The organism is Ruegeria sp. CDSA141 (assembly GCF_059612005.1).
In genome coordinates, this window is sequence record NZ_JBXWPT010000002.1 from 128,572 (window position 1) to 150,318 (window position 21,747).

General features: G+C 57.3%; 18 protein-coding genes. 5 read left to right on the forward strand and 13 right to left on the reverse strand.

The window, feature by feature from the left end; all coding sequences use genetic code 11:
- Positions 1–20: 20 nt before the first annotated feature.
- The 7 genes from AC2FLP_RS04575 to acs all read right to left on the reverse strand — a co-directional run bounded on the left by AC2FLP_RS04575 (position 21) and on the right by acs (position 8,821).
- On the reverse strand, positions 21–1,433 hold the full coding sequence (locus AC2FLP_RS04575; protein ID WP_496681815.1) for a 3'-5' exonuclease: 1,413 nt from the start codon (positions 1,431–1,433) through the stop codon (positions 21–23).
- A gap of 2 nt (positions 1,434–1,435) precedes the next feature.
- The gene (locus AC2FLP_RS04580) at positions 1,436–1,954 is read right to left on the reverse strand and encodes a hypothetical protein (protein ID WP_117869244.1); all 519 of its coding nucleotides are present in this window, start codon (positions 1,952–1,954) and stop codon (positions 1,436–1,438) included.
- Positions 1,955–1,981: 27 nt separating this feature from the next.
- Entirely contained in the window at positions 1,982–3,805 is a 1,824-nt protein-coding gene (locus AC2FLP_RS04585) for a putative nucleotidyltransferase substrate binding domain-containing protein (protein ID WP_496681819.1), read from the reverse strand.
- Positions 3,806–3,913: 108 nt separating this feature from the next.
- Positions 3,914–5,698, reverse strand: a complete 1,785-nt coding sequence (locus tag AC2FLP_RS04590) for a sodium:solute symporter family protein (RefSeq protein WP_299896339.1) — start codon at positions 5,696–5,698, stop codon at positions 3,914–3,916.
- A 5-nt stretch (positions 5,699–5,703) separates the two neighbouring features.
- Positions 5,704–5,985: a DUF4212 domain-containing protein gene (locus AC2FLP_RS04595; protein WP_117872784.1), complete on the reverse strand. Its 282-nt coding sequence runs from the start codon at positions 5,983–5,985 to the stop codon at positions 5,704–5,706.
- 180 nt (positions 5,986–6,165) lie between these two features.
- Entirely contained in the window at positions 6,166–6,849 is a 684-nt protein-coding gene (locus AC2FLP_RS04600; protein WP_496681822.1) for an adenylate kinase, read from the reverse strand.
- Positions 6,850–6,856: 7 nt separating this feature from the next.
- Positions 6,857–8,821 (reverse strand): acetate--CoA ligase, encoded by a 1,965-nt coding sequence (gene acs / locus AC2FLP_RS04605; RefSeq protein ID WP_496681825.1) that lies wholly within the window; start codon positions 8,819–8,821, stop codon positions 6,857–6,859.
- A gap of 427 nt (positions 8,822–9,248) precedes the next feature.
- On the opposite strand from acs, the gene AC2FLP_RS04610 reads away from it, so the two are divergent.
- The 3 genes from AC2FLP_RS04610 to AC2FLP_RS04620 are packed head-to-tail and all read left to right on the forward strand — an operon-like array spanning position 9,249 to position 12,359.
- Entirely contained in the window at positions 9,249–10,265 is a 1,017-nt protein-coding gene (locus tag AC2FLP_RS04610) for a C4-dicarboxylate TRAP transporter substrate-binding protein (protein WP_117869239.1), read from the forward strand.
- 57 nt (positions 10,266–10,322) lie between these two features.
- Positions 10,323–10,952, forward strand: coding sequence for a TRAP transporter small permease (locus AC2FLP_RS04615; protein ID WP_117869238.1), 630 nt, complete (start codon positions 10,323–10,325; stop codon positions 10,950–10,952).
- 3 nt (positions 10,953–10,955) lie between these two features.
- Positions 10,956–12,359 carry a TRAP transporter large permease gene (locus tag AC2FLP_RS04620; RefSeq protein WP_299642438.1) on the forward strand — a complete coding sequence of 468 codons (1,404 nt, stop codon included), beginning with the start codon at positions 10,956–10,958 and terminating at the stop codon, positions 12,357–12,359.
- A 138-nt stretch (positions 12,360–12,497) separates the two neighbouring features.
- Here the strand turns inward: AC2FLP_RS04620 and ocd are convergent, their stop codons facing one another.
- From ocd to rocF, 3 genes are read right to left on the reverse strand one after another with little or no spacing between them, the layout of a single operon-like run.
- A complete protein-coding gene (gene ocd, locus AC2FLP_RS04625; RefSeq protein ID WP_496681829.1) occupies positions 12,498–13,538 on the reverse strand; it encodes an ornithine cyclodeaminase in 1,041 nt (346 codons plus the stop codon).
- A 9-nt stretch (positions 13,539–13,547) separates the two neighbouring features.
- Positions 13,548–14,468 carry a citrulline utilization hydrolase CtlX gene (gene ctlX / locus AC2FLP_RS04630; protein ID WP_299896355.1) on the reverse strand — a complete coding sequence of 307 codons (921 nt, stop codon included), beginning with the start codon at positions 14,466–14,468 and terminating at the stop codon, positions 13,548–13,550.
- Positions 14,468–15,388 carry an arginase gene (gene rocF / locus AC2FLP_RS04635; RefSeq protein WP_496681832.1) on the reverse strand — a complete coding sequence of 307 codons (921 nt, stop codon included), beginning with the start codon at positions 15,386–15,388 and terminating at the stop codon, positions 14,468–14,470. The genes ctlX and rocF overlap by 1 nt, the downstream gene beginning before the upstream one ends.
- Before the next feature lie 86 nt (positions 15,389–15,474).
- Between rocF and AC2FLP_RS04640 the strand changes: the two genes are divergently transcribed.
- Complete coding sequence (locus AC2FLP_RS04640; RefSeq protein ID WP_117869233.1) at positions 15,475–15,903, forward strand: Lrp/AsnC family transcriptional regulator; 429 nt, start codon at positions 15,475–15,477, stop codon at positions 15,901–15,903.
- A 117-nt stretch (positions 15,904–16,020) separates the two neighbouring features.
- Positions 16,021–18,630 carry a bifunctional lysylphosphatidylglycerol flippase/synthetase MprF gene (gene mprF, locus AC2FLP_RS04645; protein ID WP_366140750.1) on the forward strand — a complete coding sequence of 870 codons (2,610 nt, stop codon included), beginning with the start codon at positions 16,021–16,023 and terminating at the stop codon, positions 18,628–18,630.
- A gap of 3 nt (positions 18,631–18,633) precedes the next feature.
- On the opposite strand, the gene AC2FLP_RS04650 is transcribed toward mprF, so the two are convergent.
- Genes AC2FLP_RS04650 through AC2FLP_RS04660 form a run of 3 tightly spaced genes read right to left on the reverse strand, consistent with a single transcriptional unit; the run spans position 18,634 to position 21,725 of the window.
- Positions 18,634–20,184, reverse strand: coding sequence for an efflux transporter outer membrane subunit (locus AC2FLP_RS04650; RefSeq protein WP_496681835.1), 1,551 nt, complete (start codon positions 20,182–20,184; stop codon positions 18,634–18,636).
- A gap of 11 nt (positions 20,185–20,195) precedes the next feature.
- Entirely contained in the window at positions 20,196–21,341 is a 1,146-nt protein-coding gene (locus tag AC2FLP_RS04655) for an HlyD family secretion protein (protein ID WP_117869231.1), read from the reverse strand.
- 21 nt (positions 21,342–21,362) lie between these two features.
- Complete coding sequence (locus AC2FLP_RS04660) at positions 21,363–21,725, reverse strand: DUF3302 domain-containing protein (protein ID WP_299896363.1); 363 nt, start codon at positions 21,723–21,725, stop codon at positions 21,363–21,365.
- Positions 21,726–21,747 lie beyond the last annotated feature (22 nt).

Consider the following 21,747-nt stretch of genomic DNA (forward strand, 5'->3'; position numbering starts at 1 on the left):
GCCGAGTTCAATATAAGCCGTCAGTTCAGGTCTTCCAGCAAACGACCGTGTTTACGGGTTTCCATAATCACTTCGCCAAAGGTTGTCAGGCTACGGGCTTGCAGGATCGGCAGCATCTTGACCAATGCCTCGGCTGTGGCAACCGCATCGCCCAGTGCTGTATGGCGCAAAGCGTCGGGGATCGTAATTTCCAACCGTTCACACAAGGCGTCCAGCGTGTGTGTATCGCTGGCCCCGAACAGCACCGCAGATAGTAGGACCGTGTCGAGTATCGGATGGTCCCATTCAACACCCATCCGTTTGGCATGACGACGCAGGAACGCCATGTCGAACGGGGCGTTATGCGCCACGATCACCGCGTCACGCGTGAACTGATGGAAAACGCGCCCGGCTTCGGCAATATCCGGCGCGCCATGAACCATGCGGTCGCTGATCTTGTGTACCTTGGTCGAGGCAGGTGGAATTGGAATGCCGGGATCAACCAGCATGTCCAGATGCTCACCCTGAACGATTTTGCCATTCAGAACGCGTACGGCGCCGATCTGCACAATCTCATCCTTGTGAGGCAGCAAACCGGTTGTTTCCGTGTCGAACACCACGAAGCACAGATCCGACAGGGGGCGGTTTTCGAACGCGTCATCCCCCGGTGTATTGAGAAGTTCGAAATCATAGACCAGCGGGCGGGCATCGTCCGGTGACATATGTGCCGCGCTGTCTTCGAAGACAAGCATATATCCGGGTGCATCCCCCAAGGGTTTCATCCGGGCGGAGTATGTCTGCCGCCCATCCACGCTGGACAGGGTGCAATAGACGTCCTTTCCGGTTTTGCACATCTTGGCATAAGCGTCTGTCAGGCCGGTGGCTTCGAGATATTCGAAAAGAGACGCGTTCAGACGAGGATGCGCGATCTGGGCAAGAACCTCGGCCGCCTGCCCGTCGTACAGAACGATCTGATGCTTCGGACTGGCCAGCAGCATGGCCACCGGGATTTCGGTCAGCAGGGCGGTCAGGCGTTGTTTCTCCGCAGCCAGATGCGCAGTTTCCGCGGCGACGGCTTCGGCTGTGCGCATGGCGTTCGAGGCGAGTTGTTCCGCCAATCCCGCTGCAGCCGGGGCAAGATCGCCCAGATAACGCGCGGCCTGCATGTCGAGGTCGGTGCTTACACCGGCATGAGCACGGGCACGCAGCTGGGCGGAAAGCCGTTCGATCGGTTTGGCGACGTTGTCGTCAAACAGCAGCCAAACACCTGCAACCAGTGCCAGTAATCCAAATCCGATCAGGATTTCAGCAAAGACGAAATCATTCAACAGATCGGGATTTCCCGCGCGGGAATAGGTGATCCATAGAGCGGTGGCACTTATCGCAACCCCTCCAAAAGCAAGGAGGCAGAAGAACAGAAAAATCCTGACCCTCAGACTTAATCCGGTAAGCATGATCAAACCCCGCAAGTGGCTTCGATAATGGGATCGTTGTCCCCGGCTGCAATCCAGTCAGCGTTCACCAGGCGCCCGTCATCGGCGAACTCGGCGCCATCTGCCAGGTTGGCGCGGCGGTTTTCTGCACAGTTCACAGCAACCGGCAGCTTCGATACCGGAGCCCAGCGGCCGAAGAAATAGAGATCGACAAGCCGTTGTTCCGGAACGTTTTCATTTGTCCGCACAGATACGGTGTCGATTGCGGCAAAGCGATCAACGAACGGTACTGCGTAGGTCCAGGGACGATAAAATGCGCGGCTTTCGACCTCTTGCACGATTGTCATCTCTTCGGGCAGTTGGTCGCGCGTGCGGTCATACCAGGAATACTCGCTGGTGATGGTCATTCCGATCATACCGAGGCCAGCGGCAACCGGAGTGGTCCATTTCGGCAAACGTCCTCCGGTCAGCTTGTTCAACAGAAGAACGATGCCTGCAAATGCGATCCCCGCAAAAACCGTACCGATCAGTTCCAGAAACATTTGGTCTCTCCGTTCCTCAGACGCATGTCAGCCCAGCATTCCCTTGCCGTGGCCAACTGCCGATTGCATCGTTTTTACCACCACGAAGGCATCGCGCAGATGACTTCGCTCAAAGTCCGACAATTCGGACGGTGGCAGATAGTTGTCGGGCATCGCTCCGGATTTAACCAGCCGAACCTGATGCTCCAGCCGGGTTTCTGCGATCAGATCATAGGCATCCAGCAGGTCACGCGCACCAGAGGGGCTGAGCACACCGCTGGACTCGGCTGCCTTCAGGCGGGCGCGGGTGTTGGCTTCGGTCAGTTCGCCCTGCAATGCGTAGATGCGTGCCAGATCGACAACGGGCACCACTCCGTTGTGTTTCAGATCCAGCGTGTTGCGATGCTCGCCCGAGCGGATCGTCGCGAAACCGCGCAGCAGGCCCAGGGGGGGCGTATGCTTCAGCGAGTTTGAAATCATGTGTGCGACGAAGATCGAGTTTGCTCGGGCCGCTGCCAGAGTGTCCGCTTGCAGGTCGGCAAACAACTCAAACGCGCCGCCGATGGGGCGCAGGTCAAACATGACCGAGGCCAGCATTTGCGCCTCAGGGTTTGGCGTGGCAATCCAGCCCTTGAAATAGTCGCGCCAGACACAAACCGGCTGACACCAGCGCGGATTGGTCGCCATCATGTCGCCGGGGCAGTAAAAATACCCGCAGACGTCCAGCCCGTCCGAGACGAATTTGGCCAGTTTGGTGAAATAGGTCATATCGGCGTCGGTGACGCTGTCATCCAGCATCAGGCAATTGTCCTGATCGGATACGCCGGTTTGTTCTTGCCGCCCCTGTGAGCCGCAGGCCAGCCACAAATAGGGTACAGGGGGCGGTCCCAGTTCGGTTTCAGCCAGTTTCAGCAGGCGGCGGGTAGCAGTGTCAGCAATATCGGTGATGAGCCGCGTGACAATCTCGTGCCGGTTCCCGCCAGCAACCAACTGTACCAGCAGTTTCGGAATTTCTGCAGTCACTCGCGCCATTTCTTCAGCAGTGTCCGCCTTAGCAATGCGGCCAACCAACTCGGCCGAGTTGACGGCCTGATAATGTGTCAGATCGGTCTGTGTCACGATCCCGACCAGACGACCTCCTTCGGAAATCGGGATGTGGCCAATGCCGCGCTCCATCATGATGTGAAGAACATCCGAGCCGATATCACTGGGTGACAGGGTCACGGGGTTTGCAGTCATGATTTCCGAAATCTGTGTGGTTGCTGGCAAACCATCTGCAACATACTTGCCCGAAATGTCCCGTAGGGTGGCTATACCCTTCAAGATATCTCCGTCGGTCACGCAAAGCGACGAGATATGTTTGTCGCGCATGATCTGGGCCGCTTCCTGAACCGACGTGTCCGCAGGGCAGGTGGCAGGATTGCGCGCCATCAGAACGTCAATCGAGCTGGTCGCAAGGCTTTGGGGACCGCTGCGATCGCCCCGGGTTCGATCGAAGAATTTGGCGACGACATCGTGCCCTTCAATCAACCGCCTGACCAGATCCGGTGGCAGTAGCATCAGAACCGATGGTGTATGCGCGCGGGCTTTGGTGGCGGCTTTGCCGTCTCTCAACAGGCCGCGCTCACCAAAGGAATTGCGCAACCCCAGATGAGAAACGACTGCACCGTTCTCGTCGGTGATCTCAACCTGTCCTTCATAGATCACGAACACACCGGGCAGGGTATGGCCGAGTTCATAGACTGAAGCGTTTTCCTCAACCTCCCAGACCTCGATCTGCTTGACGATCTGGTCCAGGGCGTCAGACGGCAGCGCGTCATAGGGATGAACGGATTTCAGAAACCGGGCAATTTCATCGTGGGACAGGGGCATCTGATGTCTCCGGTATTCTGGTTAAAAAATCCCGCCCGGTGGTATGCCGGGCGGGAACAGTGGATCGAAAGACGCGGTCGAAGGCAAGTGCCGACAACCGCATCATACTCAGTGATCCTGAGCTGCGCCCGCACCACGGGGAATGCGTACGCTTTCGACCAGATCCTTGATCTCCTGAGGAGTTTCTTTGGTCATACCTGCAATGATGTAGGCTGTTGCAAAGTTTACCATGGCACCAATCGCGCCGAACGAGGTCGACTTGATCGGACCCAGCAGGGGGTCTGCATCGGTGAACGAGTTGGTGCCCGGAATGAACAGCCAGCCCTTGTGCAGGAAGATGTAGACCAGTGTCACGGTCAGACCAGCCAGCATGCCTGCGACCGCGCCGGTGTTGTTGATGCGGGTCGAGAAGATCCCCATCATCAGCGCCGGGAAGATCGAAGCCGCCGCCAGACCAAACGCAAGCGCCACTGTCTGCGCCGCAAAGCCCGGTGGGTTCAGACCCAGGTAGGTTGCGACAACGATGGCAACAGCCATTGCGATCCGCGCTGACAGAAGCTCGCCTTTTTCCGAGATCTGCGGGTTGATCGCACCTTTGATAAGGTCGTGCGACACAGCCGACGAGATTGCCAGCAGAAGACCCGCAGCGGTTGACAGGGCAGCCGCAAGACCACCAGCCGCGACCAGACCGATCACCCAACCCGGAAGGTTGGCGATTTCGGGGTTGGCCAGAACCAGGATGTCACGGTTGAACTTGGTCAGCTCGTTTCCGACCCAGCCTTTTTCTTCTGCCAGTGCCTGCATCGATTCAGACTTGTCATTGTAGTACTGAATCTTGCCGTCGCCGTTCTTGTCTTCCCAGTCCAGCAGACCGGTTTTCTGCCAGGTGGCCATCCAGTCATAGCGTGCGTCGTTGTCGATTTGTTCAACAGAAACCGCGCCGCCTTCGATGCCACCATTGGGCCACATCATGTCACTGATGTTCAGACGCGCCATGGCACCAACCGCAGGGGCAGTCAGATACAGCAGAGCAATGAAAACCAGCGCCCAGCCAGCAGACCAACGTGCGTCAGCAACTTTGGGAACGGTGAAGAAGCGCATGATGACGTGCGGCAGACCCGCAGTACCGATCATCAGCGACAGGGTGAACAGCACCATGTTCAGTGTGTTCGAGTGGTGGGCCGTGTATTCATTGAAGCCCAGCTCGGTTACGATGGCGTCCAGCTTGGTCAGCAGGGGTTCTCCGCTGGCGGTGTCGCCAAACAGACCCAGCGCCGGAACCGGTGTGCCGGTCAGCTGCAGCGAGATGAAGATCGCCGGGATGGTGTAGGCGGTAATCAGCACGCAGTACTGAGCGACCTGAGTGTAGGTCACGCCCTTCATTCCGCCAAACACCGCATAAGCGAATACCACGGCTGCACCGATCAGCAGGCCGGATGTGTTCGACACTTCGAGGAAGCGACCAAAAGCCACGCCAACGCCGGTCATCTGACCAATCACGTATGTCACCGAAGCAACGATCAAACAGATCACCGCAACGATGCGCGCGGTCTGGCTGTAGAAGCGGTCGCCGATGAACTCGGACACGGTGTACTTGCCAAATTTGCGCAGATAGGGCGCAAGCAGCAGAGCCAGCAACACGTAACCACCTGTCCAGCCCATCAGGAACGAGCTGTTGTCGTAGCCGGTGAAGGCAATCAGACCCGCCATCGAGATGAACGAAGCCGCAGACATCCAGTCCGCCGCCGTTGCCATACCGTTGGTGACAGGATGGATGCCGCGACCCGCAGCGTAAAATTCAGATGTGGACCCCGCTCGGGCCCAGATCGCGATGCCGATGTACAGCGCGAAGGATGCGCCAACAAACAGCAGGTTGATGGTAAACTGATCCATGGGGTTTACTCCTCAACACCGTATTCGGCGTCTAGCTTGTTCATGCGCCAGGCGTAGTTGAAGATCAGCACCAGAAAGACCAGAATCGATCCCTGTTGTGCGAACCAAAAGCCCAGATCGGTCCCGCCTACGGCGATCCCCGACAGCATCGGACGCAGCAGAATGCCGAATCCAAATGACACCAGCGCCCAGATTGCGAGGCTGATGTAGATGAGGCGCAGGTTGGCCTGCCAATAGCCCTTATCGGACTCGGCAGTCTGCGCGGAGTTGGTAGATTGATCCGCCATTGCGGGTTCCTCCTTCGCTTCCTCGTTGGACGGCCCAGTGCCCAAGTCCTCCAGTGCGTCGGGCCGTTTCTCACTTGTGCCAAACACCACGTGGCGTCAGGCAAAACTCCACCAATCCGCCAAAGCGGTTCAATGAAGTATTCTGTTTGGGATCAAAGCCTTGCGGCTCTTATCCCCCCCCTAGTTCATTGCTTCGCCGACGATACCTTCTAGATCAATGGCAATGTCTTCGATTTTACCCATGGCGTTTGTGCGCTGAAGCACGCCCTGACCGTCATAGTAGGTGATCAGTGGCGCGGTCTGCTCATGGTACGCTGCAAGACGCGAAGCCACCGTTTCGGCATTGTCATCCGCACGGCGCTTGAATTCGGTATGGCCACACTTGTCGCATTTGCCCTCTTCGGCAGGCGTCTTGAACTGGTCGTGGTAACCTTCACCACAGCCAGCGCAGGTGTAGCGGCCCGAAATACGGATCACCATTTCTGCGTCTTCCACCTCAAGGCTGATCGCAGCGTCGATCTTCTGGTTGTTCGGTGCCAGCAGACCGTCCAGCGCTTCGGCCTGAACCGTCGTGCGCGGGAAGCCGTCCAGAATGACGCCCTTGGCGCAATCCGGCTGAGCCATACGGTCCCGCAGGATTGCGATGACGATCTCGTCGCTGACCAGGTCGCCGGCTTCCATTACCGCTTTTGCCGCTTTGCCGGCTTCGGTTCCGGCTGCGACGGCTTCGCGCAGCAGGTCACCCGTGCTGAGTTGTACAAGACCGAATTTCTCTTCCAGCATGCGGGCTTGCGTACCCTTCCCGGCTCCGGGAGGGCCGAGAAGGATGAGAACGGCGGGTGTGGTGATCGTGGCAGCGTCCATCACATCCTCACTTGTTCGCACGGTTTTCGATCAGGTCTTCGACCACCGACGGATCTGCCAGTGTCGAAGTGTCGCCCAACGATTCGAAATCGTTCTCGGCAATCTTGCGCAGGATACGGCGCATGATCTTGCCCGAGCGCGTTTTCGGCAGGCCGGGTGCCCATTGGATCACATCCGGGGAAGCAATTGGGCCGATTTCAGTGCGGACCCATGTGCGCAGCTCTTTCATCAGCTCGTCCGAGGGCTCGCGATCATTCATCAAGGTGACGTAGCAATAGATGCCTTGCCCTTTGATTTCATGAGGATATCCAACCACAGCAGCCTCAGCCACAGCAGCATGTGCAACCAGCGCGCTTTCCACTTCGGCTGTGCCCATGCGGTGACCGGATACGTTGATTACGTCATCCACGCGGCCCGTGATCCAGTAGTCGCCATCTTCGTCGCGACGGCATCCATCACCCGTGAAGTAGTAGCCTTTATAATCCGAGAAATAGGTTTTCTCGAACCGCTCATGATCACCCCAGACAGTGCGCATCTGACCTGGCCAACTGTCTTTGATGCACAGCACGCCCTCGACACCGTTGCCTTCGATCTCGACGCCGGATTGCGGGTCCAGAACCACCGGTTCGATGCCAAAGAACGGCTTCATGGCCGAGCCTGGCTTCATCGCATGTGCGCCGGGCAGGGGGGTCATCAGGTGACCACCGGTTTCAGTCTGCCACCAGGTGTCCACAATAGGGCATTTGCCTTTGCCGACAACGTCGTTGTACCAGTTCCACGCCTCGGGATTGATCGGTTCACCCACGGTACCCAGGATGCGAAGATCGCTCAGATCGCATCTCTCGACCCATTCGTTGCCTTGCCCCATGAGCGCGCGCAGCGCGGTGGGTGCGGTATAGAATTGGTTCACCTTGTGCTTTTCGCAAACCTGCCAGAAGCGCGAGGCATCCGGGAAGGTCGGCACACCTTCAAACATCAGCGTGGTCGCACCATTGGCCAGCGGCCCATAAACGATATAGCTGTGGCCAGTCACCCAACCCACGTCCGCAGTGCACCAATACACGTCGCCTTCGTGGTAATCGAAGGTGATCTCATGTGTCATCGCGGCATAGACCAGATAGCCGCCGGTGGTGTGCACAACGCCCTTGGGCTGACCAGTCGAACCTGACGTGTACAGAATGAACAACGGATCTTCGGCGTTCATCTCGGCAGGGGCACAGTAGTCGTCCGCCTCAAGTGCCATTTCGTTGTAGTCATAGTCGCGACCGTTGATCCAGGTGGTCTGACCGCCAGTGCGCTTGACCACAAGGCATTTCACCGTGTCCTTGCAGTGCAGCAACGCCGCGTCTGCGTTGGACTTCAATGGCGTTTTGCGACCTCCGCGCGGGGCCTCATCTGCGGTGATCACAACCTTGGCGTCGCAACCGTTGATCCGTGCGGCCAGAGCGTCGGGCGAGAAGCCTGCAAAAACGATGGAGTGAATTGCGCCGATCCGTGCACAGGCCAACATGGCATAAGCGGCCTCAGGGATCATCGGCAGATAGATGACGACGCGATCGCCCTTGCGCACGCCCAGAGATTCCAGAATATTGGCCATCCGGCAGGTGCGGCGATGCAATTCCGCATACGAGATATGCTGAGCCGGGTCATTTGGATCATCTGGTTCCCAGATGATCGCGGTTTGGTCGCCGCGGGTTTTCAGATGGCGATCCAGGCAGTTGGCCGAAACATTCAACGTGCCATCAGCATACCAGTTGATCTTGACTGAGCCAAAATCGTAACTGACGTCCTTGACCTGGGTGAAGGGTTTGATCCAGTCGATGCGCTTGCCTTGCTCGCCCCAGAACGCGTCGGGGTTGCTGATTGAGGCTGCATACATGTCGGCATACTTTGCGGCGTCGACATGCGCACGAGCGACGGTTTCTGCGGATGGCGGATAAGTCTTGGCATCTGCCTGGGCAGCGGTGGTCATCTTTGAGGCTCCTCCCTCTGGACTGGATTGCTTGTGGAATCTTTGCCGGTCATTTGGGCAATGTCGATCCCGTTCCTCCCCAAGTTTGAATATTAACGCGTTGTGAAAATAAATAAATAAATTGGTGTAATCCTTGGTTTTTTTTGTAAAGAAATTTTAATTACTTCAAGTGTTTAGTAAAGAAAGTCAAAATAATTCTGAAATAATGAATCAAATCAATAATTTAAGTGTTATTAACTTTTCGTGCCCGGCATGTCGAAAGCGTGGGCAAGGATTGGTAATCTTAGAACTGCCGGTCTTCTTGTCACTTTATGGGGCTTCTTCTGATAATTGCGCAAATCCCGGACAGGGTTGGCACAATCGAATGTTGGCGCTAGCTTGATCGACAAGCGCCTCGGTAGGGGGCGCACCAATGGGAGACAAAACTATGAAAAAGATGTTGAGCGGTGCCGCAGTCGCCGCCCTTGGCGTTGCTTTTGTAACCGAAGCCGCCGCAACAGAATGGAACGCGTCCGTCTGGGGCAAGCGCCGCGCCTTTACAGAACATGTGGAGAAGCTGGCCGAATTGGTCAGCGAAAAAACCGGTGGCGAATTCACTATCAATGTCAGCTATGGTGGCCTGTCCAAACCCAAAGAAAACTTGGATGGGATCGAAATCGGTGCCTTCGAGATGGCTCAGTTCTGTGCCGGCTATCACCGTGACAAGAACCGGGCGATCACCGTATTGGAGCTGCCGTTTCTGGGTGTGAACAACCTGCAGGAAGAAGTTGCGGTCAGCCATGCAGTTTATGACCATCCGGCGGTCAAGGATGAGATGGCACAATGGAATGCCCGCATCATCATGACTTCGCCAATGCCGCAGTATAACCTTGTCGGTACCGGCGAGCCGCGGGATGAACTGGCTGAATTTGACGGAATGCGGGTCCGGGCGACCGGTGGCCTTGGTCAGGCCTTTGAGGCGGTCGGAGGAGTGCCAACATCGGTTCCGGCGACAGAAGCCTTTAATGCGATGGAGTCGGGTGTTGTCGACACCGTAGCCTTTGCACAGCACGCGCACCTTTCGTTCGGGACGATAAACGAAGCTGACTGGTGGACCGCGAACCTGAATCCGGGAACTGTGAACTGCCCGGTTGTCGTCAACATTGATGCCTACGAGGCGCTGCCAGCCGAGCACCGTGAAGTTCTGGACAGCTCGATTGATGAAGCGATCGACCATTACCTGGCGAATTACGGCGGCCTGCTTGAGCAATGGGACGGTGTCCTGGAAGAAAAGGGTGTCCAGAAGGTCATGATAGACGACGCCGTAATTGAAGAGTTCCGTACGAAGGCGGCTGATCCGATCCGTGAAAAATGGATTGCGGACATGACGGAACAGGGCCTGCCAGCGCAGGATCTATATGATCTCGTCCAGATGACGCTTAAGCAACAGCGCGGCGGCAACTGACTGTCAAAGCCGGGTGCCTTCAGGGCACCCGGTAACAAACAATAGGGAAACATCGGAATGGCAGGACAAGCCACGGTTCTGGTAGACGGTAGCCGTCTGAGCCAGCTGGATCAGCGATTGCTGGTGTTGGAACGGTTTCTGGCGCTGATCAGCGGGTTCGCAGTTTTTTCACTGATGGTTATGGCCGTTGTGTCCGTCAGTGGCCGTAACGCTCTGAATGCACCATTGCCGGGATATGTGGACTGGATCGAACAGGCGATGCCGCTCATCGCGTTTCTGGGCATTTCATATGTTCAGCGCGATGGGGGGCATATCCGGATGGATATCGTCATTTCCCGCTTGCACGGACGAGCTTTGTGGCTGTTTGAACTGCTTTCGGTGGTTCTGATCCTGATCCTGATGCTGGCACTTGTTTGGGGCAGTTGGTCTCATTTCGACCGATCGTTTGATTTCGGCGCGCCAATGTGGAGCCGGGACAGTTCGATCGACATCGGCATACCCTTGTGGCCGGCCAAGCTGCTGGCACCCGTTGCATTTTCCGTTCTCTGCCTGCGCCTTGCGCTACAGGTCTGGGGGTATGGTCGGGCCTTCTGGCTGGATCTGGACGCTCCGGCGGCAGTTCCTTTGATACAGGATGCAGCGGCGCAGGCAGCGGCAGAGGCCGAACAGTTCGAAGGGCAGGACTGATACATGGACACGATTGAGATTGGCCTCTGGGTCACAGGCGTCCTTCTGGTCCTGGTCGTGGTGGGCATGCGGGTTGCGTTCGCAGCAGGTTTGGCAGGGCTTATCGGGCTGGTTTGGATTTTCTGGGCCAAGTTCGGCTACGACCCGAACCGGTTTGGCAAGGCGCTGACAGTGGCGGTCAAAACCGCAGGGCAGGTGCCACATTCCAAGGTCGCGTCCCACACTCTCAGCCTTATCCCGACCTTTATCTTGATTGGATATCTGGCTTATTATGCGGGACTTACCCGCGCCTTGTTCGAGGCCGCTAAACGCTGGGTCGCATGGGTTCCTGGAGGGTTGGCAGTGTCGACCGTTTTCGCCACTGCCGGCTTCGCTGCGGTGTCCGGTGCTTCGGTTGCGACGTCCGCCGTCTTTGCCCGCATCGCGATTCCGGAAATGCTGAAGGTCGGCTACAACAAACGCTTTGCAGCCGGTGTGGTTGCCGCGGGTGGGACGCTGGCATCCCTGATACCACCTTCGGCCATTCTGGTGATCTACGCGATCATCGTCGAGCAGGATGTCGGCAAACTGCTTTTGGCGGGTTTTATTCCGGGCGCGTTTTCCGCAATCGTTTATGGTCTGCTGATCGTTGGGATTGCCGTGATTTTCAAATCCGTTGGCCCACCGGTCACGGGGTTTACCTGGAAACAGCGTTTTGCCGCACTGCCCGGTGCCTTCCCGATTGTCGCCGTCATCCTGATTATCATCTGCTTTGTCTACAACCCGTTTGGTGAAAAGGCGTGGGGTACACCGACAGAAGGCGGTGCCATTGGCGCCTTCATCGTATTCTGTTTCGCCCTGTTCCACGGAATGCGCTGGACCGAGTTCAAATCCGCGCTGTTGGAAACCGCCAAACTGACAGCAATGATCTTTTCGATCATCTGGGGCGTTCTGATCTACGTACGGTTTCTTGGTTTCGCCGACCTTCCCGGTGCCTTCTCGGATTGGATCACGGGGCTCGAGATGTCGCCGATGATGATCCTGATCTGCATTCTACTGGCTTACGCGGTGTTGGGCATGTTCATGGACGCAATAGGGATGCTGCTTTTGACCTTGCCCGTGGTCTATCCGGCGGTGATGGCCTTGAACGGTGGTGAAACCGTCAGTGCCGCCGACAGCGCGTTTGGAATGTCTGGCCCGATGTGTGCGATCTGGTTTGGTATTCTGGTGGTCAAAATGGCCGAGTTTTGCCTGATTACACCGCCCATTGGGCTGAACTGCTTTGTCGTTGCCGGTGTGCGCCCGGACCTGAGCGTTCAGGATGTTTTCAAGGGTGTCACACCCTTTTTCATTGCCGACGCCCTGACCATCGCAGCGCTCGTGGCTTTCCCGGGTATTGTCCTCTACTTGCCATCGCTTGCGGGGTAGTTCGGAAGCGAGGCTCTGCCTCGCGCTCCGGGATATTTATGGCCAGATGAAGTTCGGATCCCTTGCTTCATCAGGCCCTGGAAACCGCGGGGGAGGCTTGCATGGCGCGACAGGGACAGAGCCCATCGCCACAATGCGTTATCCGGCCCGCATCAACATCCCAAACAGATCGCGTGGATCGTCGGGGTCCGCCAACATGTCCAGAGGTTCAAAGAACGTTGTGCCTTCAATCGCCTGTTTCACATAGCGCAGGGCCGAGAAATCCTCGATCGCGAAGCCAACGCTGTCGAACAAAGTGATCTGCCGCTCATCGGTGCGCCCCTTGGCGGCGCCGGTGACGACCTGCCACATCTCGGTCACAGGGTGATCCGAATCCAGCGCCTGAATTTCGCCTTCGATCCGGGTTTGTTCAGGGTATTCGACGAAGATGTCCGAACGTAACAGGATGTCACGATGCAACTCGGTCTTGCCTGGGCAATCGCCTCCGATGGCGTTGATGTGGACGCCGGGCCCAACCATGTTGTCGGTCAGGATCGTTGCGTATTTCTTATCTGCCGTGCAGGTGGTGATGATCTGGGCGCCTTCAATGGCGTCTTCCGGCGTCTTACAAGGGATGACGGTCAGGCCCTTGCCCTGCAGGTTCGCGGTGCATTTCGATGTGGCATTCGGATCGATGTCATAAAGCCGAACGGTGTCGATCCCGCACAATGCCTTGAAGGCGAGGCACTGAAATTCGGACTGTGCGCCATTGCCGATCATGGCCATTGTCTTGGCATTTTTCGGGGCCAGATAGCGCCCGACCAGAGCCGAAGTCGCCGCCGTGCGCAGCGCGGTCAGCATTGTCATTTCGGTCAACAGCGTCGGATATCCTGTATAGACGTCTGCCAGCAGGCCGAATGCAGTAACGGTTTGCAGCCCTTCGGAGGTGTTCTTGGGATGGCCGTTTACGTATTTGAACCCGTACGCCTCTCCATCCGAAGTTGGCATCAGCTCAATCACGCCATGAGGAGAGTGCGCCGGAATGCGCGGCGTCTTGTCGAAGCTTTCCCATCGTTTGAAATCGGATTCGATCTGTGCAGCAATCTGCTTGATCATCTGTTCGACGCCAATATGGTGTACCAGTCGCATCATGTTGTCGACGGAAACGAATGGTACCAGGGCCTTGTCTGAAGGTTGCATGGTGCTCTCCTATCGGCGGGCAAGGTGAACGCCTGCAATCATGCAGCGCACGGACCCACCGGCGGTTTCAATTGTTGGAACGGACAGCGGCAACGGTGTTGCACTGTCCTGGATTGTTGCGATTTGGTCTGGTGTGAGGGCGCCAAGTGCCCTGCGGGACAGGGCCAGCACCAACCCATCCCGCCCTGTCAACTCAATGGCGTTACCCGCGAACTCGGCGATCTGGTCATGGGTCAGGTCAATGACGGTTCGACCGGATTCCTCCAGCCGGTTGTGGACGGTCAAGCGGCGAACAGGGTCCGAAATCATATCGAGGCAAATCAAGGCGTAATGCGTGCCGATTCCCATCAATACGTTGGTGTGATAAACGTCCCGGCCCTTGGCATCGCGGGCCTCAAAGGCGATTGGCTCATAGTTGAAATGCGTGCAGAACCGTTCCAGCAAGACCGGATCCGCGCGATTGGACGTCACCGTGTAAGCGATGCGGGCCACGTGATCCAAAACCATCGCGCCGGTTCCTTCCAGAGCCAGGTTGTCTTGTTCCAGCCCGGAATAGTCGATGACATCTTGCACGCGGTATTCCTGTTTGAGCAGCTCGATTACATCGTTCCGGCGTTCGCGCCTGCGCGATGGCACAAACATCGGGTAGATCGCCACATGGCCGCCGGGATGTGTTGAGAACCAGTTGTTAGGAAAAACGCTGTCAGGTGTGTTGAGGTCGCCGAAATCGTCAAACACATGAACAGTGACTCCGGCGTCGCGCAATTGTTGCACCGCCCGATCATGTTCATCCCTGGCCGCGTCCGATGTCGCCTCGGCGGATACGGTGCTCAGCGTTTGAAAGGCATTGTCATCGCGTGTTTCCGGGTTGGATGCAAAAGCGTGTGGCCGGATCATGACAACGGCAGATGGCGCTTGAAGAGACAGCATCAGAAACTCCGGGTGAGGCGATCGAAGATACGGCGGCCCATCAAAGAGGCAGCCAGATCGACCATCAGTTTTGCGGTTCGGCCCCGGTCATCCAGAAACGGGTTCAGTTCGACCAGGTCCAGTGAGCAGACAAGCCCGCTTTCATGCAGCAGTTCCATGGCCAAATGGGCTTCGCGCTCGGTCGCACCGCCGGGCACGGTCGTGCCGACTGCGGGTGCCACGGCCGGGTCGAGGAAATCGACATCCAACGACACGTGTAGCAGAGCGTTTTCAGCCCTGACGCGATCCAGAAAGGCCAACAGGGGGGCTTTGATGCCATTTTCATCGATGCTGCGCATATCCGCCAGCATGGCGCGGTCCTGTTCCAGCGCCGCTCGTTCCGCCGGGTCGACAGAGCGCAATCCGATCATGCCGACGCGATCCGTCGGTATGACGGCGGGCAAAGGGGGAAAGTCCTCGAACCCGGGTCTGCCGGTAAAATACGCCACCGGCGTTCCGTGCAGGTTGCCGCTGCCCGTGCTGTCCGGAGTATGAAAGTCGCTGTGGGCGTCAAGCCATAGTACAAACAGGGGGCGATCGATCTGAGCAGCATGGGCGGCCATCCCGGCAACCGTACCCATGGACAGGGCGTGATCGCCCCCCATGAAAATAGGAATACCCTGACCGGCCGCGTCTTGCGCAGCTTTGCAGAGTGCTTGTGTCCACCCCACACATTCGGGCAGGGCGAACAGGTGCGGGTGTTGGGGAATGTCGACGCTTTCGGCTTGCACGTCGCCCCAATCGTGAACGGTGTGACCAAGATCAGACAGCGCTTGCTCCAACCCTGCCACGCGATACGCATCAGGGCCCATCCGGCATCCCTGACGGCGTTTTCCGGCGTCCATCGGGGCGCCAACCAGTATAATATCCTTGAGTTCCATATGTTCATTTAGGCCGTCATACTGTCTTGCGTGAAGTCAGCAAATTGCTCAAAATGGTCTCGGAAAATTCTTTATGAGAAAGCGTTATGGACGAATTGGACAATCGATTGCTCAATGCGTTGCAGCGGGATGCTCGGGCAAGCCTGTCAGAGCTGTCGGAAACGCTGGGCGTGACGCGTACAACGGTGCGCAGCAGGTTGCAGCGGCTGAAACAGTCCGGTGAAATCGTCGGCTTCACCGTTTTGACTCGTCGCGATCTGGCGCAAAGCCCGGTGCGCGGATTGATGATGCTCGAGATTGAAGGGCGCGGAACAGAACGCGTGATGGCCCGGATCGGAGCCATGCGTCAGGTGACGGCGGTTCATTCGACAAATGGCAGTTGGGATCTGATCGCCGAGATCAGCACCGAAACTCTGGCCGAACTGGATGAGGTTCTGTTTCAGATCCGAAAGATCGACGGTGTGACGCGGTCGGAAACGAACCTTTTGCTGTCAACACGCAGGGGGCGGCTCTAGCGCTTTGAGATAAAAACAAAATGTGCCAGATTCTGTTGGCAGATGAAGTATTGATAGTCGACGGGCGGGTGAGCCGCACGTGGTATCTGCGATCAGAAACCGGCGGGGACGTGCAGCATGACCAATGCGGAAAGTGACGGTGAACCTCTGGCGGTGCACTGGGTTGAAAAGCTTACGGCCATGTTGGAAAAACCCTGGCTGCGGATCGCGATACCGGTTCTCGTGACTGGGATCGCGCTGACGGTTTTGCATGATTTGTCTACGCATGTGAAATGGTCGGATGTCCAGGCCGATATCGCGACGACGTCGTGGAAACTTATGTTTTTCGCCTTGCTTTGGACTGCGTTCAGTTTTCTTTCGCTATCGCTCTATGATGTGTTTGCCGTGCAGAGTGTGGCAGGCGGCAAAGTGCCTTTGCCTGTAGCCGGATTGGCAGGGGCCAGCGGCTATGCCGTATCGAATTGCCTGGGGTTTTCCTACATCACCGGGACGGCGATCCGGTACCGGATATATGCGTCTTTGGGATTGGATCTGGGGCGGGTGGCCGGGGTTATCGCAACGTCTTGGGTCGCGTTCTGGATGGGGCTTGTTCTGGTTCTGGGTGTGTTGCTGACCGTGCATCCGGACGGAATCTCCAAAGTGATGCCTGTCAGCGAAACGGTGGAAACCGTCATCGGATTGTGCCTTTTGGGGGCATTGGTCGCGATGTTCATATGGTTGTCCAGCGGGGGCAGGCGGTTGGCCTTAGCCGGTATAGGGTTTGATTTGCCAGGCGGCAAACTGGCCAGCTTGCTGACACTGGCCGCTATCGGAGATCTGGTTGGCGCGTCCATGGCGCTCTATGTCCTGATGCCGGACGATCTGGGCGTTGGCTATCCCTATTTCTTCACGATCTACATTGCAGCAATCGCCGTTGGAATCCTTAGCCACGCGCCGGGCGGGCTTGGGGTATTCGAAGCCACGCTGATCGCGGGGCTTGGGGTGTCGGGACGTTCGGATGTGATCGCAGCCTTGTTGTTGTATCGCGTCGTTTACACCTTCTTGCCGTTCGGTATCGCCAGCGTGTCCATTGCGGTCGCGTCCGCACTGACGCAGAGGCACAGGATCGGTGGGGCCGCGACATGGGTCTATCGGGTCATCCGCCCCATCGTTCCTATGGTGGCAGCCGGGATTGCGGCAGTGGCCGGAGTGATCCTGCTGGTGTCCGGAGCGTTGCCAGCGGGCACGCAGAACCTTGGCGTTCTGAGAGAGGTTTTGCCGCTATCGTTTGTCGAGGCATCGCACCTTGCCGGAAGTGCTGTCGGAGTACTGCTTTTGCTGGTGTCTCGCGGTTTGTTTCGAAAGCTCTACCGCGCATGGGTGGTGGCAATGTTGTTGATGGTGGCCGGGTTCTTTGCCTCGCTGGCAAAGGGACTGGACACTCACGAAGCGCTGTCGATGCTGGGTACGATTGGCCTTCTGGCCATGTTCCGCGGGGCGTTCTATCGGGTCAGTGGCGCGTCGATTTTCAGGCTGAATATCCCTTGGCTGATCAGCGTCGTGGTTCTGCTGGCTGTCATCTTCTGGGTCGGTCTGTTCACCTATTCCCACGTCGAGTACCAGAACGCCCTGTGGTGGGAATTTGCCTGGAACGGAGACGCCTCGCGTTTTTTGCGCTCCAGCCTTGTCGTAGCGGTGATCGTGGGGATTGTGGCCGTGAACTCCCTGTTCGGGCGAGAGATTCCGACACCTGTGCGCACGGAAATCCCCGGTGTCGTCGAACGGCTGGTGATGGAGTGCGAGGATACCGAATCCCAAATCTCGCTTACCGGTGACAAACAGTTCCTGATCTCACCGGATGAAACTGCATTCATTGCGTACGCAGACACGGGCAACGCTCTGATCTCGAAGGGAGAGCCGGTCGGCGATGAAGCAGCGGGGCAGCAATTGATCTGGCAGCTCAGGGAAATGGCGGACCGTGAGGGAAAACTGTGTGCCTTCTACAGTGTTTCAACCAAATACCTGCCGACATTTCTGGATTTGGGGCTGTCGATACTGAAGATCGGCGAGGTCGCGCGGGTGCCGCTGAAGGATTTCTCGCTGGATGGAAAGTCGCGCAAGCGGTTCCGGCAGGCCAGAAACCGGGCCGAGCGGGAGGGCTTTGTATTCGAGATCATTCCGAAAGAAGACCTGGCCTCGGTTTTGCCGGAATTGCGTGCTATTTCAGATTATTGGCTGGCACAAAAGGCGGGTGCTGAAAAGGGCTTTGCACTTGGGGGATTTGACGATCAGTACCTGTCCTATTTTGATCATGCGGTTCTGCGTGACGGTAAAACAGGCAAGATCATGGCCTTTGCCAACCTGTTTCAAGGCGGCAACAAATCCGAGCTGTCACTGGATTTGATGCGCTATGAACCTGATAGTCCAAGCTTTGTCATGGATGCACTTTTTGCGGAAATGATGAATTGGGGATCACAGCAGGGGTTCCACTGGTTCTCGCTGGGTGCGGCGCCGTTCTCGGGGATCGAAAACCGTCAACTTGCATCGCTTTGGAACCGCATCGGCGGCTTTGTCTATGAGCATGGCGAGCAGTTCTATCATTTCGAAGGGCTGCGCGCCTTCAAACAGAAATTCGACCCGGAATGGAGCCCCAACTATCTGGCCAGCCCCGGCGGGTTCGCCGCGCCCCGCATCCTTTACGAGGTCAATATCCTGATCTCGGGCGGTCTGCGCGGGTTGACCAAGTAGCCTCTAGTTCAGACTGGCTCGGGTCGGGGTTTTTTCAAGCAGATCGCCCCAGTCGGTGCGATAGGCCATTTCGGCCAGCACGGTTTCAGGCAGGAACTCTTGGTTTTGACGGATCTGCCATCCGCCGCCCAGACCTTTGTAAACCGCAACCAGATTGCTGGACACCTGCTGCCGCGCTTCGATCAAGTTGGCCTGCGACCGCAATAGCGCGGTCTGCGTGTTCAGAATGCGCGAATAGCTGGCGATGCCGTCCGTGTACTGACTTGTGGCGATATCTGCGGCCTTGCGTGAGGCATCGACGCTTTTCTGATAGAACCCAACCTGTTTTCGCGCTTGCGTATAGGCGACCATTGCGCTTTCCACTTCGGAATACGCGGTCAGAACGGTGTTCTGGTAATTGGCAATCAGCGCTTGATATGCCGCATCCTGCGCGCGGACATTGTTCTTGATGCGACCATAATTAAGCACGTTCCAGACCACGCCAGCACTCGCCAGACCGGTGGTGCTGTTGCCGCTGAACAGATCGCGCCCGCCCGATGCCTGCAAACCGATCGCGCCCGACAGCACGAACTGCGGATACAGGTCAGCCATTGCGATGCCCACTTGTGCCGATTGCGTCGCGGCGGCCAGTTCTGCCGCGCGGACATCCGGGCGGCGGCGCAGCAGTTCTGCCGGCACGCCAACGGCCACATTTGTTCGCGCAGACGGGATACGACCGGAATTCCCAAGAAGACTGGTCATCCGGGATGGCGTGGTCCCCAGCAGCACGGCCAAAGCATTCTTGGTCTGTTGCAGGTCACTTTCCAGCTCGGGCACCAAGGCCTTGGTATTGTTGAGCAGGGCTGTGGATTCCTGAACGTCCAGCTCGGTCGTGACTCCGTTGTTGAATCGCAGCTGGGTCAGGTCCGCCGATTCCTGCTGCAATTTGATGTTTTCCCGGGCTACTGCCAAAGATTCCTGCAACGCGCGAATATTGACGTAGAGCGCGGCGACGTCGCCGGTCAGTGTCACCAATGCGTCATCATAGTTTGCGACCTGCAAGGCCAGATTTGACCGAGCCGCCTGAACACCGCGCCGCTGCGCGCCCCAGACATCCAGTTCCCACTGGGCATCGAACCCAACCTGCGACGTCGAGAATTCGGTATCTAGGGGGATGATCCGGTTGATATCGGCAACAGGCCCTAGGTTATTGCTGATTTGCCGTCGCTGCAATGACCCGCCGATGGCCTGAGATTGCGGGTACAATTCGCCGAAAGCAATCCCCAACTGTGCCCGCGCTTGCAGCACCCGTGCCCCCGCGACCTGAAGCGTCAGGTTTTGGGCATAGGCCTCGGCAATCAGCCGGTTGAGGGTCGGGTCATTGAATGTCTCCCACCATTTAACCACGGGTGCGCTGCGCGATGTCAGGCCGCCTTGGCCGGCGCTGGGTGTGTTGACCTCGATCCATTGTTTCACGACCGGAGAGTTCGGCCGCACGAAATCGGGCCCCACGGGCGTGCAGGCCGCCAAAGTGGCGGCGCAAAGTGCGGTTCCCATCAACCGGCGGAGTGTCATGGCGCGCATCCTCAGATATCCAGCGGTCGGATGAAGTTGGCGAAGGAATAGAGACGGATGTTGATGCGTCTCAGGAACTCAAAGCTTTTGCCCTGTCCGGTGTAGATCGCCACTGCGGCGTGGCCGCCAGCTGGGAAAGTGTGCCCTTCAGGGACATCGACGGTGATCTGCACGGCAATTCGACCGGGCAGTTTCGGCAGTTCAAAGCCGGGCAGGCGGCCTGAAGGGATCAGTTGCCCTTGCCGCGTGGCCCACCAGATCGCCTCGACCTTACCGGTCAGGATTTCACCCGGGTAAAGATCCAGCGCCACCTCGACCTCTTGCCCCGGTTCCACGAATTTCAGGTTTTGCTGGCGGTAGGTCGCAAGAATGTAGGGGCTGTCTTCGGTCACGAAACTGGCAATCGCGCCCAGTCGAACATCGCCGACGACCAGCCCGGGGCGCGCTTGCTGCGAAACGATCATGCCGTTTTCTGGTGCGTAGATCGTTGTGTTTTCGAGGAAATATCTGGCCTCAGCCAATTGCGCCTGGGCCTGAAGAATACCCGTGTTCACACCGTCTATCTGGGATTCCACAGCCAACTGTGCTTTTTCCAGATTTGCCTCGGCCTGTTTGACGGCGGCAAGGTCTTCTGTCACCTGCTCGTTCCAGCGGTCCAGATCGTCTTGCCGCGCTCCACCGGCGGGCACGAGAGTTTCATAGCGTGCTTGCTGCGTCTGCGCGTAGGCCAATTGCGCGTTTGCACGTTCAACTGCTTCGGTCGACGCGATCACATCCTGTTCCAGAATTTTGGCATTCTGTTCGGCGGCGACCAACTGCGCCTGCGCATTGTTCACCGCCAGTGAAAACACCGTGTCATCAAAGCGGTAGAGCGGATCGCCCTTGGTGACCGGTGTATTGGGTTCCACAAGTACCTCGGTCAGGATCGTTGGCTGTGTCAGCTTTGGGATGATCTGTATGGTCGAACGCACCACATGGCTGTCGACCGAGAAGGGCTGGAAGAACCGCAATGCGACCAGAAAGATCAGCAGCAGATGCGCACCGACCCAGAAGGACACAATGCCCCAGGCAATGTTGAATTTCAGCAATTCTAGCTTGAAGAAGATAAGCCAGACAAAAATGATGTAGAAAAGCGTAATGCCGAGGGCGACGAACATGTTTGGTTGTTTCCTTCAGCCTTAGCTTCGCTGCGTGTCGTCTGTGTCCAGACGATCTTGATACTCTGGCCTGACGTCGCCACCCAAACGTTTTATTTCATCGCGAATGGCATCCTTTTCCTCGTCAGGGCCGCGACGAATATCGACTGTGACACCATCATGGAACGCCCACATGAAGGCATGGACCCACGGAACCACGGCCAGAAACCCCATCCAGCCCATGATCTTTACGGCTTCGGCATGGGGATGATTGCGTTTGATGGCGATCCGACCTGGAAGACCCATGAGGAACAGAAACAAACCCATCACCGCTGCCAGAAGCAGGATCAATGCCACGAAAGTCAGGTAGTCATAGTAGCCAAGCGGCTGTCCCAGTAGTCCCATGCTCGCGCCTCCTTTTTGGGAA